A 15345-nucleotide genomic window follows, 5' to 3' on the forward strand; every position below is an offset into this window, starting at 1 on the left:
GCCCTATGGGGTCGTCGGCGCACTGCTGATCGTCCAAACGAGGGTCGTTTGGTAGGTTGCTGATTGTTTTTCCGTATTAGCTGGGATCGAAAGGGTAAATTGTTCTAAAGGCATCGACGTTTCACCAATCCCTTCGCCAGCATTGGCGGTCAAGAACGCATACTCATTGTTGATCGCCGCAAAATCAAGCTCGCCATTGGCAATATCACTGGTTCCTGTTGGCGGCGAACTCAAGTTATTGGTCAACGTCCCCGTATCTACCGTTAATACCGCACCGTCCAACGTGCTGTCTCCTGCCGTAAATTGGGTTGCTTGCCGTACTTTGATCGCCCAAGAAGAGTTCGCCTGTCCTCGGTTATCGCTGACCGCAACTGCCCCTCTTTGCAGCGTTGACCCATCCCCAGGTAGTCCAGTTCCATCCGTAGTAGCCACCCATGTTTCGGCATTTTCTGTTTGGATTTCATGGGCACCAAAATCTAAATTCGTTGGTAGCTGCGTATTGGGATCACTCCCGCCTTTATCCGGGTCAAACACGATGCCCCCAGAGGTATATTCTACGACACCGGTCGTGTCATCTGCTTGCACTGTCGCACCAATGCTAAGTGCAGTCAATACCCCCAATGCGCCTATTATCGTTTTCTTTGAAATCATTTTGCCATCCTCCTTTTTTTGATGCAAATGATCAATGCCATACTAGTGAAGAATCCGCCTATTACGGGCAACCAAAAGTGATTGGTTTCTGCAAGCTGTGGCAGCGGTTCTTCTGCGTTAGTGACCGTTTCTTGACTGGTCGGTGGTTCAATTTCTTCATCAATGGAATCACTGCTAGCTGTTTCCGTTGGTCCTTCATAAAACTCAATGTTGCCGGTCGTCGTATTGGCTACTGCTGATGGAACGATACTGTAGAAACTGCCGATCATCAAAATCAGGAGCAGCACAAGGGAATTTTTTTTCATTCTGCTCTTCCTTTTCAAGGTGTATCAGAAACGGTCCACACGACTGTGGCGCGATACTGACCTTGAAATTTCGGTGTTTTCTCAGGTACAAATAAATTGAACTGGGAAAAATTAACAGTCAGTCCACCAGTCGATGCCGCATTTTCCAACGTCACCACATTTTTTTCGACATTTTGCTGCAGGGCAATCGTTGCATTATCAGGTAAAACCACTCGACCGTCTGTAAATGACGAATTGACAGTTCCAAGCTGAACCCTTAATTCGGCAGCTGCCAATGTTCGCGTACCATTGACCCAATTGGTGGATTGTCTGACCTTGACTTGCCATTTTTTCTGACGATTGCGGGTATCATTGATCCGTAAAATCCCAGTTGTAGCTGCTGCGCTTTGGTCGCCGTTGGCGGTTGCCCGCCATGTCTCACTCTTTTTCGTTTGAATGGCATGTCGGCCAAAATTCAGCTGAGTCGGCAGATTTGTCCGATCCATCGTCAGTGCTTCGACCATGAAATAAATCATGGTTTGGCGACTGCTGATATTTAGCGCACTAAAGTTCAAGAGATTGATGTCCGTCGGCTTTGCCTTCAACACAGAAGCCGAAAAATTGGCGGTCCAATTTGCGGACAACTGTCCTGGACCCGAAAGTAGCGTCGGAATTTGAACATCCGTTGCTCCTAAAACGGCTGCATCCGCCATTTGTTCTTGGACGGTTGCCAAATTATTTAACGCTGACGTTACGGTGCTAAGCAAGGTATTCAGCAACCCTTGCAGCAATGCACGAACGACACCACCAATATCGATGCCGATCACTCGGATCTGGGTATTTTGAATCGCCGTGCTTAAATTCCGTAAAATTTGCGGGACATTGGTTCCTAAAACGACACCGAGGTTCGAACTCATATTGGCATACAACGCTTCTCTTTGGGTGGTGAACTGCAACGGACTGCTTATTTCTACATTGCCTAAATTACCAACAGTTTTTAGCAAGGAAATTTGCTGATTGACAGCCGTTAAATCGATTTGCACAATTCCGAGATTGAGATTTAATGAGCTGGTCAAGGAATCAAGCGCTGTTAAGATCGCATTCAAAAGCGGGACATTGGCAATATTGACTGTGGTCGACGTTTTGATAGCTGCTGATCCGTTGGCACTGATGCTAGTTCTCAACTCTGTGGGGATCGCCAACAAAGCAAATTTATCCTCACCGTTGACATTGACAGAAGCGTTCAAACCCCCGTTCCCTTTGATCGAAAAAGTCACTGGTCGATTTGTCACACTGCCTGGCCAAGGTGCACTTGCTGAAGTACCACTTGTATTGGCACTTGTTAAATTGCTTAAAATTTCCACATCTAATACGTTCACTGCCGCCTCGGCTTCTTTGGTCGTTGTTAAAAGATACAAATTGACGAAACTGATGCTGGTCAACAAGAAAATCAACTGAGCGATCGTCCATTTGTAAAAACGTTTTTCCCTCCTTCTGCTTTCCATACCATTTCTAACCCTTTCTTTACGAAACGATGATCAATGCTTCAACGTTTTGATTCACTAGAGATACCAGCGGAGGATGTCCACTCCGCTGGTAAAGTCATGCTATTTTTGCTGGTCTTTTTTCTTTCTTGCTTTGAAGAACAAGCCGATTCCTCCGACAACGAAGACTGCTGCTCCAATCACTGAAGCGTACCAGGTTCCTTCTGATCCCGTTTTCGGCAAGAATTTACTTCCCCACCAGCTTTGGTTGTTATTGTTGCTGTTCCAATTATTGTTTCCCCAGTTGCCCCAGTTGCCCCAAGCGCCGTTGCTTCCGTCGGTACCATTCGTACCATCAGAACCATTGGTGCCATCAGTACCATCCGTACCATCCGTGCCATCGGTACCGTCCGTACCGTCCGTACCATCTGAACCATCCGTGCCATTGTCACCCATTGGTACCACGATTGGTGTTGCTGCACTGCGGTATTCTCTGCCACCTGCTGTAACGATCGCAACAACGTTAAGGGTTTCTTCTGGTGAAACATCCTCTGGATCTAATGTGATGCTAAACGCACCATTTCCATTGGTCGTTCCTGTTCCGACAACGTCACCCGCTTCATTCAAGATTTCGATTGTCGCATTGGCTGGTCCATTCCCGAAGACTGGATAGCCATCGGTAGGATTGCCAGTGATCGTAGCAACTGGTGCATCAACCGTCAAAGCATCGACTACGGTCGTCGTCGGATCACTTAGGGTTTCGCCATCTGCTAAAGCAAGAACCGTAACGGTTTCACCTTCCGTCGCTTCCGCGGATAGCTCAACACGCCAGTCGCCATTTTGATCGGCGATCGTTGTGATTGGTCCTTCAGCCGCGAAGATGGTCAGGAATCTACTTGTTAACGGATCGCTGATGGTAACGGTGATCGTAGCACCTGGCTCACTCGTTCCGCTGATCGTTGTATCACCAGCCGTGACTGGGTCAATGGTTGGTGTATCTGTCTTGATGCTTTCATCATCGACAGGTACGACGATTGGCGTCGCATTACTGCGGTAGTCATCCCCACCAGCCGTGACGATCGCCACAACCGATAAGTTTTCTTCTGGTGCGACATCCTCGCTAGTCAATGTGATCGTGTAGTCACCATTTTCATCGGTAGTGCCTGTTCCAACGACATCTCCCGCTTCATTCAAAATTTCAATCGCTGCATTGGCAGGCCCGTTCCCAGTTACTGGATAGCCTTCTTGGGAATTACCCGTAATGGATGCTGAAGGTGCGTTGACCGTGATGCCATTAACAACGGTCGTTGCTGGTTCACTGGCGGTTTCTCCTTCACTTTGCGCCACTGCTGTTACGATTTCATCTCGAGAAACTTCCGCAACGTCCACTGACCAATTTCCTGCTTCATCTGCTTCGGTTTCAACCGCTTCTTCGCCTGTTACCGTCACGGTGACCATCGCTCCCGCTACAGCAGTACCGGTAATGGTCGTGTCACCAGCTGTGACTGGTTCGATGATTGGTGTAGCGGTTTGATCGATCGTATTCTCAACGGGCACTACGATTGGTGTCGCATTACTCCGATAGTCTTTGCCACCAGCGGTGATGATCGCAACGACATTCAATGATTCTTCAGGAGAAACAGCTTCACCAGAAAGCGTGATCGTGTAGTTGCCATTTTCATCGGTAGTGCCTGATCCAACGACTTCTCCCGCTTCATTCAAGATTTCAATCGCTGCATTTGGTGCTGCCATCCCCGTCACTGGGTAACCATCCTCTGGATTGCCAGTGATGGACGCGGTCGGTGCTGAAACCGTGATGCCATCCACACTCACTGTGATTGGTGCACTAGGATCTTTTTCAGGTGATTGTGCCACAACAGTGACGGTATCACCCTCCGCAACTTCAGGTACCTCGACTGTCCAATTGCCCTCTTCGTCCGTTTCGGTCGTGATCGGTTCATTTTCCCCAATCGTTACCGTCACCGTTGAACCTGGTTCGGCAGTCCCGCTGATCGTCGTATCGCCAGCTTTGACTGGATCGATCGTTGGTGTTGCAGTTTGTTGCTCTTCTTGATCCAAAGGTACCACGATCGGTGTCGCGTTACTGCGGTATTCTTTGCCGCCAGCTGTCAGAACTGCAACGACGGTTAAGCTTTCCGCTGGTGCAACAGCTGTTGGTTCAAGAGTGATACTGTAGTTTCCTTCTGCGTCTGCAGTTCCTGAACCGACGATTTGTCCATCGCTATTCAAGATTTGTACGGTGGCATTGGCTGGTGCCGTTCCAGTTACTGGATAGCCGTCCGTGCTATTGCCTGTGATAGTTGCACTAGGAGCAGTGACCGTCAACGCACCTACACCAACTGTGACTGGAGCGCTTGGCTCTTTGTCAGGTGATTGTGCCACAACAGTGACTGCATCGCCTTCAGAAACTTCTGGTACTTCTGCCGTCCAATTGCCTTCGTCATCCGTTTCAGCCGTGATTGGTTCCGCATCTGGTACGGTGATCGTCACGGTTGAACCTGGTTCAGCCGTTCCGCTGATGCTGGTATCCCCCGCCGTGATTGGATCGATCGTTGGTGCAGCTGTCTGATCCACTACCGTATCTGCTGGTACGATGACCGCTGTTGGATTACTGCGATACTCTTTCCCACCAGCTGTAACGATGGCAACGACGTTTAAGGTTTCTTCTGGATCGACAGTTTCAGCAGTTAAGGCCACTGTATAGTTGCCGTCTCCATCGGCAGTGCCTCTTCCAACGACTTCATTGGCTGCGTTCAAGATCTCGATCGCTGCATTGGCTGGTGCTGTACCAGTCACTGGGTAGCCATCCGTGCTGTTGCCGCTGATGGAAGCTGTTGGTGCTGCGACAGTCACTCCTTCAACGATGACAGTGATTGGATCACTTGGGTCTTTGCCGTCACTGTCTGCGACGACTGTGATGGTATCTCCTTCAGACAATTCAGGCACATCGACACTCCAGTTGCCTTCGTCATCTGTTTCGGCGGTTTCTTCTGTGCCATCAGGTAGTGTCACAGTCACAGTTGAGCCAGGTTCGGCCGTTCCGCTAACTGATTCATCGCCTGCTTTGATTGGATCAACCGTTGGTGCCGTTGTTTGATTTTCACCCGGTTCAGCTGGCACCATGATCGGTGTCGCTGGACTGCGATAATCCTTGCCACCTGCTGTGACCACCGCAACCACCGTCAAGTTTTCTTCAGGAGAGACATCTTCACTAGTCAAATCGATCGCGTAAAGCCCTGCATCATCGGTCGTACCCGTTTCAACTATCTCGCCAGCTTCATTCAAGATTTCGATGGTCGCATTCGCTGGTCCTGTTCCGGTCACTGGATAGCCATTGGCTACATTGCCGCTGATAGACGCACTAGGCGCCGCCACCGTTAATGCCCCGACCGTGATCGTTGCTGGTGTACTTGGTGTTTCATTTTCTATTTCTGCCACTGCCGTAACAGTCGTTCCTTCGGAAAGCGCTGGCACCTCAGCTTGCCAATTGCCCTCATCGTCAACTTCAGCGGTGATTGGGTCTTCCTCACCGACCGTCACGCTGACTGTTGCTCCTGGCTCGGCTGTTCCGCTGATTTGTGTTGCGCCAGCCACTGCTGGATTGATCGTTGGTGTCGCCGTTTGATCCGCTGGCACCACGACAGCCGTTGGTTGACTACGGAAGTCATCCCCACCTGCTGAAACGATGGCAACGACACGGACCGTTTCCCCCGCTGATACTTCTTCACTGGTCAAGGTAACGGTGTAAACGCCATTCTCATTGGCTGTCCCTGTGCCAATCACTTGATCATCAGCATTTAAGATTTCGATTGCCGCATTGGCTGGTGCTGTACCAGTTACAGGATAACCATTTTCACTATTGCCAGAAATCGTTGCCGTTGGTGCTGCCACGATCAGCTCTTGCACCGTCACCGTTACTGGTAAACTTTCTGTTTTGCCGTCTGCCAAAGCAGTAACTTTCAAGACATCATCTAGAGAAACCGTCGGCACAGTTGCCGTCCACTCACCTTCGTCATTCGCTGTTGCAGTGTAAGTATTGCCGCTTGGCAGTTCAACGGTTACCTCTGCTCCTGGTTCAGCCGTTCCGCTAACGGTTGTATCCCCAGCAAACACGGGTGCGACAGTCGGTGCTGCTGTTTGGTCTTCTGCGTTATCTTCTGGCACTACGATAGTAGTTGCTGGACTGCGGTATTCTTGACCGCCAGCTGTTACCACTGCCACCACTCGCAAGGTTTCTGCTGGAGAAACACCTTCTGTCAAGGTGATCGTATACTCACCGTCTCCATTGGCAGTCCCACTGCCCACCACTTCACCCGCATCATTTAAGATCTCAATGGCTGCGTTGGCTGGTGCTGTCCCTGTGACTGGATAGCCGTCAGTACTGTTGCCAGTGATCGTTGCCGTTGGTGCTGCCACGTTCAAGGCACCGACACCGACACTGATTGGTTCACTTGGGTCTTTGCCTTCAGCTTTCGCAACCACTGTGACCGTGTCACCTTCTGAAAGCTCTGGTACGGTGACCGTCCAATTGCCTTCCTCATCCGTTTCGGCAGTCACTGGATCTTCTCCAGAAATCTTCACGGTCACCATTGAACCAGGTTCGGCAGTTCCTCCGACGGATGTATCCCCTGCTTGCACTGGATCGATCGTTGGTGCGGTCGTTTGGTCTGCTGGGACCACGATGGAAAGCGGCGCACTGCGGTATTCATCGCCGCCAGCGGTTACCACTGCCACCACCTGAAGTGGTTCTGAAGGATCAACATCACTACTGCTCAAGGTGATGCTGTAGGTACCCTCCCCATTTGCTTCGCCACTGCCGACAACCTCATCGGCTGCATTTAAGATCTCAATCGCTGCATTCGGCGTGGCCGTTCCTGTAACTGGATACCCATCGGTACTATTGCCGCTGATCGCTGCTGTCGGTGTCGCCACACTAAGTGGATTTACGACGACTGTTGCTGCATCACTTGGTGTTTCCCCATCAAGGGTCGCTACCACGGAAACTATTTCTCCTTGAGAAACCTCGGGCACCGTTGCCGTCCAATTGCCTTCGTCATCTGCTTCACCAGTCACAGGTTCTTCACCTGGGATCGTTACCGTCACCGTAGCGCCTGGTTCGGCAGTCCCACTGATCGTCGTGTCCCCTGCATTGATTGGGTCGATGGTTGGTAATGCTGTTTGTTCAAGCTCATCTGCTGGGACCGTCACTGGTGTGGCAGGACTGCGGTACTCATCCCCGCCAGCTGTTACGATCGCAACGACAGACAAGGTTTCTTCTGGTGCTGCATCGGCTGGTGCGATGGTTACCGTATAGTTTCCATCCCCATCGGCTGTGCCAGTACCAATCACATCGCCTGCTTCATTCAGTACTTCGATCGCTGCATTCGCTGGTGCAGTCCCCGTGATTGGATAGCCATCGGTACTATTGCCGCTGATGATCGCTGTTGGTGCTGCCACCGTCACTCCTGCAACCCCGACGCTGATTGGCGCGCTTGGCTCTTTGCCTTCGGCTTCCGCAACGACCGTAACTGTATCGCCACCAGAGACTGCTGGCACTTCTGCAAGCCAGTTTCCTTCGTCATCCGTTTCAGCCGTTACTGGTTCTTGATCGGTGATCGTCACAGTAACCGTCGACCCTGGTTCTGCCGTTCCGCTAATCGTGGTATCACCTGCTGTGACCGGATCGATCGTTGGTGTCCCTGTTTGTTCAATGTCTGCTGGTACGGTGATTGGTGTGGCATTACTGCGGTAGTCTTGACCGCCTGCTGTCACAACTGCCACCACCTGCAAGGCTTCTTCTGGCGCCACATCGGCTGGATCTAAGGTCACGGTATAAGCACCCGTGTCATCCGCCGTCGTGCTACCAACAACATCGCCTGCTTCATTCAACATCTCAATTGCCGCATTCGGTGTCGTTGTTCCGCTGACTGGATAGCCATCCGTGCTATTGCCGCTGATGGAAGCGCTCGGTGCACTGACCATAACACCATCAACGGTCACGGTAATCGGTGCACTTGGATCTTTGCCTTCGGCTTCGGCAACGACTGTTACCGTATCGCCTTCTGATAATTCAGGAACCGTCGCTTCCCAGTTGCCTTCGTCATCGGCTTCTGCCGTGATCGGATCGCCTTCAGGCAGCGTGATCGTCACTGTTGCCCCTGGTTCTGCCGTTCCGCTGACAGTCGTATCTCCAGCTGTTACTGGGTCGATCGTTGGTGTTTCCGTCAAGTTTTCTACATCATCTGCAGGAACTACAAGTGGTGTGCCTGTACTGCGGTAGTCTTCACCACCAGCCGTCACGATCGCTTCCACCCGCAAGTTGTCGCCAGCTGCCACCTCTTGAGGATCAAGGGTGATCGTGAAGTTGCCTTCATCATCGGCTGTTCCACTACCAACGACATCGCCTGCTTCATTCAAAATTTCAATCGCTGCATTAGCAGTCGCTGTTCCCGTTACTGGATACCCCTCTGTGCTATTTCCAGTGATCGTAGCCGTTGGCGCCGCCACGGTTAAACCGTTTACACTCACGGTGATTGGGGCACTCGGATCTTTGCCTTCGGATTCAGCTACGACCGTCACGGAATCGCCTTCTGACAATTCAGGAACCGTTGCTTCCCAGTTGCCTTCATCATCGGCTTCAGCCGTGATTGGGTGGCCTTCAGGAAGCGTGATCGTTACCGTTGCCCCCGGTTCGGCTGTCCCACTAACAGTTGTATCTCCAGCACTGACTGGATCGATCGTTGGTGTTTCCGTCTGCAGGATATCTGCAGGCACCACAACAGGTGTTGGGTTGCTTCGATAGGTTTCGCCGCCAGCGGTCACAACCGCTGTCACATTCAGGGTTTCTTCCGCGGCAACATCCGCTGGATCTAACGTCACCGTATAAACGCCATTCTCATTGGCAGTACCTGTTCCGACAATTTCGCCATCCGCATTGGTGATCTCAATGGCCGCATTTGGTGCAGTTGTTCCAGTCACTGGATAGCCCTCTTGACTGTTTCCTGTGATCGAAGCTGTTGGGGCATTGACCGTTAAGGCGGACACGGTGGTACTTGCTGGCTGACTTGGTGTTTGTCCTTCTAGTTCGGCGACAGCTGAAACCGTATCACCTTCTGACACTTCGTCCACATCAACACGCCAATTGCCCTCTTCATCGGCTTCCGTCACGATCGGATCTGCACCGTTGACGGTCACAGTAATCGAGGCACCAGGCTCGGCCGTTCCGCTGACGCTTGTATCCCCGGCAGTCACTGGTTGGATCGTTGGTGTTCCCGTTTGTTGCTCGGCATCGTCTGCTGGAACGACGATTGGCGTATTGCCACTGCGGTACGTTTGACCGCCAGCAGTAACGATTGCAGCAACATTCAAGTTTTCATTTTCTGCTACATCTGCTGGGTTCAACGTGATACTGTAGTTGCCGTTCTCATTTGCCGTCCCAGTGCCAACGACTTCACCCTCGGCATTGGTGATTTCAATGGCTGCATTTGCTGCGGCTGTCCCCGTCACAGGATACCCATCGGTGCTGTTTCCTGTAATCGAAGCCGTTGGGGCATTGACCACTGGTGCTGCTACCGTTGCCGTCGCAGGTTCACTCGCTGATTCCCCATCCGCTTCCGCTACTGCTGTGACTGTATCACCTTCTACCAATTCAGGGACATCGGTCGTCCAATTGCCGTCACCATCTGCGGTTGTGGTAATAGGTGCACCGCCGTTGATCGCCAATGTGATGGCTGCGCCTGGCTCAGCTGTTCCGCTGATCGTCGTTTCCCCTGCTGTCAATGGATTGATCGTTGGTGTATCGGTTTGATCTTCTGGTGTGTCTGGTGCAAACCAAATCGAGTTATTGCCGTCAGCATCCGTAAATAAATCAATGGTGATGAGGTCAAGCTGAGACATCGTTGCTTCGAAGCGAGCTTCGTAAGGAGTGGAAGGATTCGCCACACCATTTTCAACCAATTGCGCATAGGTCGGACTGGTAACATTCGTTGGAATCACCACGTTTGTTTGACCTAAAACAGAAGCAGAAGCGACCTGATCTGCTAGATCGGTCGTAGCATTCAAGACATTTTGAGCAGTTTCAACCGTGCCATTTAAAGTCGCTTTGGCGGTATTGACCGTCGTTTGTACCAGTGTGTTGATCCCGCTGATCAAGGTACCAATTCCTGGGATGCCGCTGGCACCATCTAGAATACTGACTTGGATCTGTGCTGCTTGTAAATTATCAAGAATTTGATTGATGCGCTGATTGACAACGATAAATAAACCATCATCCACATTGGCAATCAGGGCACGTTCGTTTTCGGTTAATCCAGCTGGAACTTCAAAATTCGCTTGGCCAAATTGTCCAAGTTGATTTAATAAGTCTAACTGAGTCGTAATTTCATCTAAGTTGACGGAAATCACTTGGCTAACATCCACGATTGAAGCCGCCGTATACAACGGATTTGGTACGCCGGGTAGGATTGTTGGCGGAATATCCAATGCGTCAGCTAAATTTTGATTGACGATTCCATCCACCGTGCTGATCAAGGTATTGACTGCTGGTGTGACTGTTCCGATCAATGTTTGCAAGGCTGGGAAATTCCCCACTTGTAGTGTCACATTGGTGGAAATCGATGCATTTCCTGCCGGTTGAACCAAACCAGTAAGTCCTTGAGGAACCCCAACAATTGCGACTTTATCCCCGTTCAAGACATCAACCGTTACTGCATTTGATCCAGAAATCGAGAAATTGACTTGGTTCGTTGCACCAGGCGTTGCATAAGGTGCAGACGCACTTGTGCCTGAGTTATTAGACGCTGTGATATCTGAGAAAAGTTCAGCTGAAACCAAAGCAGCTTCAACCGTCGTTGGTGCCCATAACAAACTTGCTGGCACGACCACCGTACTCGTCAACAACATCCCACTGACAGTTAAATTCGCAATAATGTTTTTCTTTGTTCGAACGCGTGTGTTTTTCTTTGAATCCATGAGCTTTTTGTAATTAATGCCTTTCATTCATTCTCCTCCTGTTCGAAAAAAATTTAACCGACAAAAGATAAAACTGATAATCTCTGGAATGTTTCCTGCCCCCTTTTAAACCAGATGAAAATCTATTTCAACCCAACACCCAAAGGCATAGAGAGAAAACAAAAGTTACCGATCGCAAAGCGAAGATTTTTTCGCATGCTTTCTGAAAAACCCAGTGATTTTTGTTCAAATAGTTTCACAGCATTTTAGAACGCACTTGTGAAACTTGGAAATTAAATAACTAAACAAACGCACTGTGTACCAAAATTCCAGCAAATTTATTTCTTTCCAACAAATTATAAACACGATAAATAATTAAAAAAACACTGAAATTAACATTACAAAACATAAAACATTTATTTTATAAACAAACGCAGATTATTTATATTTATCTTATAAAAAGGTGCCTAACGATAAAAATTTATCATTTTTTATCAAAAAAAGTACCTTACTCCTTATAATTAATCAACATAATGAATACGATTACATTTGTCTCTTTCTACGCAACAGGAGAGAAAAACGATGATGTTGTTTTTTCTTGTTTTAACCCCCGTTTTTTACCTACGAAAATAAAAAAACAAAAATAATTCAGGAATTTTTCACGATATTGTCTAAAATAACTCTTACCGAAGAAAAAAAGGGCTCGAAAAGCTGCCAGAACGTTCTGTGAAAAAAGGAATGAAAATCTCCTTTTAAAATCGAGCGTGCACAATCATGAAATGAAATTTCTTCAACCACCACCTACTTTTTTCTTTCAGGGAAATTCTTCAGTAGCTATTTGGTCTTATATTTTGGACGTAAGCGTTCACTCGCTTCTTTTTGTTTATACTTGCTGGTAAGAAGGAAACGCTGCTGCCCAATCGTCTTCTTCTAATACCACATAAGGAGCATGAGAAGATGGATTGGTTAGTAATGATTCTTGTATTGATATGTCTTAGTTTTGTCTGAGAAAAAAGCGTGAGAACGAATCGTTCTCACGCTTTCTTATTATTTCACGCCCTCTCCGGGTGCACATTACCGCGAAACATCCTTCCATCAAATCAGAAGCGGTCTGAAATATAAGACCTTTTTAATTCCTACACTGGACTTGTTTTACTATAATGAGGATACATGATTTCATTAATTCAATGAGAGCGGAGGCTTTCTTATGTATGGCGAAACGATCAGACAAATCCGATTGAAAAAAGGCTTCACCCAAAAAGAAGTCTATGGCACGATTATTTCAAAATCCTATGCCATCGAATTTGAAAAAGGCAAGCATCAGATTGCTGCCAACCTGCTGTTGCAAATCTTAGAAAATCTATCAATGGATATCGATGAATTTCTCTATATCGCGAATGGCTATCGGCTGGATGAGCAAAACAGCTACAACCATCGGTACACACAATATTCAAACAAGCACGATATCAACCAGTTACAAATTCTATTACAGGAGCTGCAGCAAACTTCTAGCCGACTTAACAATGTCCGCATCGCGGAGGTTCACTCACGGATTCGCATGCTGCAATGCTTGGCAGAGCATGGCGTCTATCGGAAACGTGCGGTTTTGGAATGTGATCGTCAAACGATTATCTCCTATCTCGTTGATGTTGAGAGCTGGACGTTACAAGAAATCCAACTCTTTGGCAACACCATCGATCTTTTGGACAACGACCATAATTTCCTCTTTTTCAAAAAAGTATCCAAGATGCTCGAATACTACATCGATATGGAAGTAGGTCGGGAAATTTATTGCGCACTACTGATCAATTTGATCGAATATACGCTAAAACACCAGCAATACGATGCGACGGAAGTTCTCGTCGTCCAATTAAAACTTTTGGCGACAGACTACAAAGAATTTTTCCACCAAGCCGTCTGCAAGTTTTTCCAAGGCGTGTTGCTCTTAAGAACCGGTGACAAAAAAGCAGGCAAAAGGATTATCACAAAGATGCTAGCTATCATGCGAGAATTGGATCAAGGTGCCCTTGCCGATGATTTTGCTTTACTGCTGGATGATGACTACCTCCGAGCATTTGCCTCCTCCGAGTGATAAAGCGGCAACTGCAGCGTTCGTTTAATAAAAAAAGGAAGTGATGATTGCCATCACTTCCTTTTTCAGCTATTAGCTAACACTGCGTTCGTCTGTTGCACCAAAGTATTGATACATTGGTTTTTGGCTGCCATTGAGCAATTGATCGACCGTCACAAATTCATAGCCTTGCGCTTTGAGTGCTTTGATGATGGCCGGCACGGCTTGAACAGATTTCGGATGAATATCATGTAGCAAAATAATCGATCCATCGTAAACATTGTTTTGGACGACCTTCAAAATCTTGTTTGGATCTTTCAGCTTCCAATCCTCGGTATCAACACTCCATTGAATGATCGATTTTCCTGCCGCTTGGGCGCTTTGCTGATCGATCGCCCCATACGGTGGGCGCAAATTCTTAGGCAAGACCCCTGTCGCCTGATAGATGGCTTTGTCCGTTTTGGTTATTTCCGCTTTGACCTCCTCTGGCGACAACGTATTTAATTGAGGATGAGAATAGGAGTGACTGGCAATTTCATGCCCTTCCTCATGGACTTTTTTCGCGACTTCAGGGTATCGATCCACCATTTGGCCTAATTCAAAGAACGTTGCCTTCACATCATTGTCTTTCAAGATTTTTAAGAGATCCAATGTCGAGGTATCATTTGGTCCATCATCGAAAGTCAACGCAACATATTTTTTGTTTTCGTCTAACATCGCTTGTTGCTCTTTCAATTGATCCGCATTGACAAGCTCTGGATCAATAAACGGTGCAATCTCTTTGTAAGCCAAAGTGATCTCGGCTACACCTGTTTGATTTTGCGGCAACTGGAGCGTTATTTTTTCAGGATCATAAGTAAACTTTGAATCATAGGTGATTCGGTCCATCCCCAAGACGGCATCAATGATTTTAGTCGGTTCTTTGGCTTGATCCAAAAGCTTTTGTTGAATCACTTGCTGGATCCCTAGCAAGCTGCCTTCATCTGGAACCAAGTCGTTCAAGGATAGTTCATTGCCAGTTTTCTCGGAAATAAAAATTGGATCGGCAACCACGCTATCCGCATCTTCAAACCGCCCAGTCTCCCGATTCCAAACATAGCTGTCCGCTTTTAAGGAATAGGTTGATACTTTTGATGCAACTGCTTGTGCTTGAATCCGAGCGATCGTAACGGTCTCTTTGTCGGCGTGTTTTTTGCATAGCTTGTTCGCCATGGTCGATAATTTCTTACTTGCATCCTTTACAGGGATGGCATTTTCTTCTTTTGGTCGGAAAATCAATTCTTTTTTGTCCCCATCAGACAATGTTTCAAGTTTTGCTGGAATTCCCTCTTTGGCCTGCTCTTCTTGGATCGATGCTAATAGCTTTTGCGCGGCAGCTTCATATTTTTCGCGTGCCAATGCTTCTTGCTGCTTCAATGTAAAGGCGATATAGCCCCCAGTGGCGATAATCACGATTGTCAGCAGCGTCATCAATGAAAAGAGATACTTGCGATGGGTTGGCTTCTTTTTAGAAACTTGACGATTGGCGGATGGCGTGCGTCTTGTCGTTCCCGTAGTTTGGTTTTGATGTGATTCGACCCTTGAAGTAGGTGCTTGTTTTTCAGAAGTCGCTTCTCTATGTTGTGAATTATTTGAATCATTGCTTGCTTTCTTCATAAACATTCTCCCTCAAACATAATAACGTAAACAAAATGTAACATAAGCGTAACAATATTTCAACAGTGTTACAGAGATTCTTATAAACTTCTCTTTTTGTTCACAAATTTTGAGAATTGTTCTTAGAAATCCTTTATTCTGCTTTTAAGAAAACCAATTCTGCCAAGTATGATATCGTGTTCACTGCTTTTTCTTTTTGTTTAAAAATAATGAGAGATATCTTTTTGTA

At 47.9% G+C, this 15345-nt stretch carries 6 protein-coding genes; 1 reads left to right on the plus strand and 5 read right to left on the minus strand.

Translation table 11 applies throughout. The features are described from left to right. Positions 1 to 3: 3 nt before the first annotated feature. The 4 genes from IGJ15_RS10145 to IGJ15_RS10160 form a co-directional block, all read right to left on the minus strand. On the minus strand, positions 4 to 651 hold the full coding sequence (locus tag IGJ15_RS10145; protein ID WP_074535099.1) for a WxL domain-containing protein: 648 nt from the start codon (positions 649 to 651) through the stop codon (positions 4 to 6). Beyond that, positions 648 to 956 carry a hypothetical protein gene (locus IGJ15_RS10150; protein ID WP_142967185.1) on the minus strand — a complete coding sequence of 103 codons (309 nt, stop codon included), beginning with the start codon at positions 954 to 956 and terminating at the stop codon, positions 648 to 650. Before IGJ15_RS10150 ends, IGJ15_RS10145 begins: the two co-directional genes overlap by 4 nt. A gap of 14 nt (positions 957 to 970) precedes the next feature. Then, positions 971 to 2440, minus strand: coding sequence for an adhesive domain-containing protein (locus IGJ15_RS10155; RefSeq protein ID WP_142967184.1), 1470 nt, complete (start codon positions 2438 to 2440; stop codon positions 971 to 973). 102 nt (positions 2441 to 2542) lie between these two features. Then, positions 2543 to 11437, minus strand: a complete 8895-nt coding sequence (locus IGJ15_RS10160) for an Ig-like domain-containing protein (RefSeq protein WP_430599048.1) — start codon at positions 11435 to 11437, stop codon at positions 2543 to 2545. Between the two features lie 1159 nt (positions 11438 to 12596). Here IGJ15_RS10160 and IGJ15_RS10165 point away from each other — a divergent pair. After that, entirely contained in the window at positions 12597 to 13481 is an 885-nt protein-coding gene (locus IGJ15_RS10165) for a helix-turn-helix domain-containing protein (protein ID WP_430599050.1), read from the plus strand. A gap of 72 nt (positions 13482 to 13553) precedes the next feature. On the opposite strand, the gene IGJ15_RS10170 is transcribed toward IGJ15_RS10165, so the two are convergent. Next, positions 13554 to 15116 carry a polysaccharide deacetylase family protein gene (locus IGJ15_RS10170; RefSeq protein WP_170924021.1) on the minus strand — a complete coding sequence of 521 codons (1563 nt, stop codon included), beginning with the start codon at positions 15114 to 15116 and terminating at the stop codon, positions 13554 to 13556. Positions 15117 to 15345: the final 229 nt, after the last annotated feature.

The organism is Enterococcus sp. AZ079 (assembly GCF_050547255.1).
Lineage (GTDB): Bacteria > Bacillota > Bacilli > Lactobacillales > Enterococcaceae > Enterococcus_D > Enterococcus_D casseliflavus.

What these genes read in the sequence shown, in the direction of transcription:
- IGJ15_RS10150 (WP_142967185.1), bottom strand. Translation starts at nt 956, where the DNA reads ATGAAAAAAAATTCCCTTGTGCTGCTCCTGATTTTGATGATCGGCAGT.
- IGJ15_RS10160 (WP_430599048.1), bottom strand. Translation starts at nt 11,437, where the DNA reads ATGAAAGGCATTAATTACAAAAAGCTCATGGATTCAAAGAAAAACACA.
- IGJ15_RS10145 (WP_074535099.1), bottom strand. Translation starts at nt 651, where the DNA reads ATGATTTCAAAGAAAACGATAATAGGCGCATTGGGGGTATTGACTGCA.
- IGJ15_RS10155 (WP_142967184.1), bottom strand. Translation starts at nt 2,440, where the DNA reads ATGGAAAGCAGAAGGAGGGAAAAACGTTTTTACAAATGGACGATCGCT.
- IGJ15_RS10170 (WP_170924021.1), bottom strand. Translation starts at nt 15,116, where the DNA reads ATGAAGAAAGCAAGCAATGATTCAAATAATTCACAACATAGAGAAGCG.
- IGJ15_RS10165 (WP_430599050.1), top strand. Translation starts at nt 12,597, where the DNA reads ATGTATGGCGAAACGATCAGACAAATCCGATTGAAAAAAGGCTTCACC.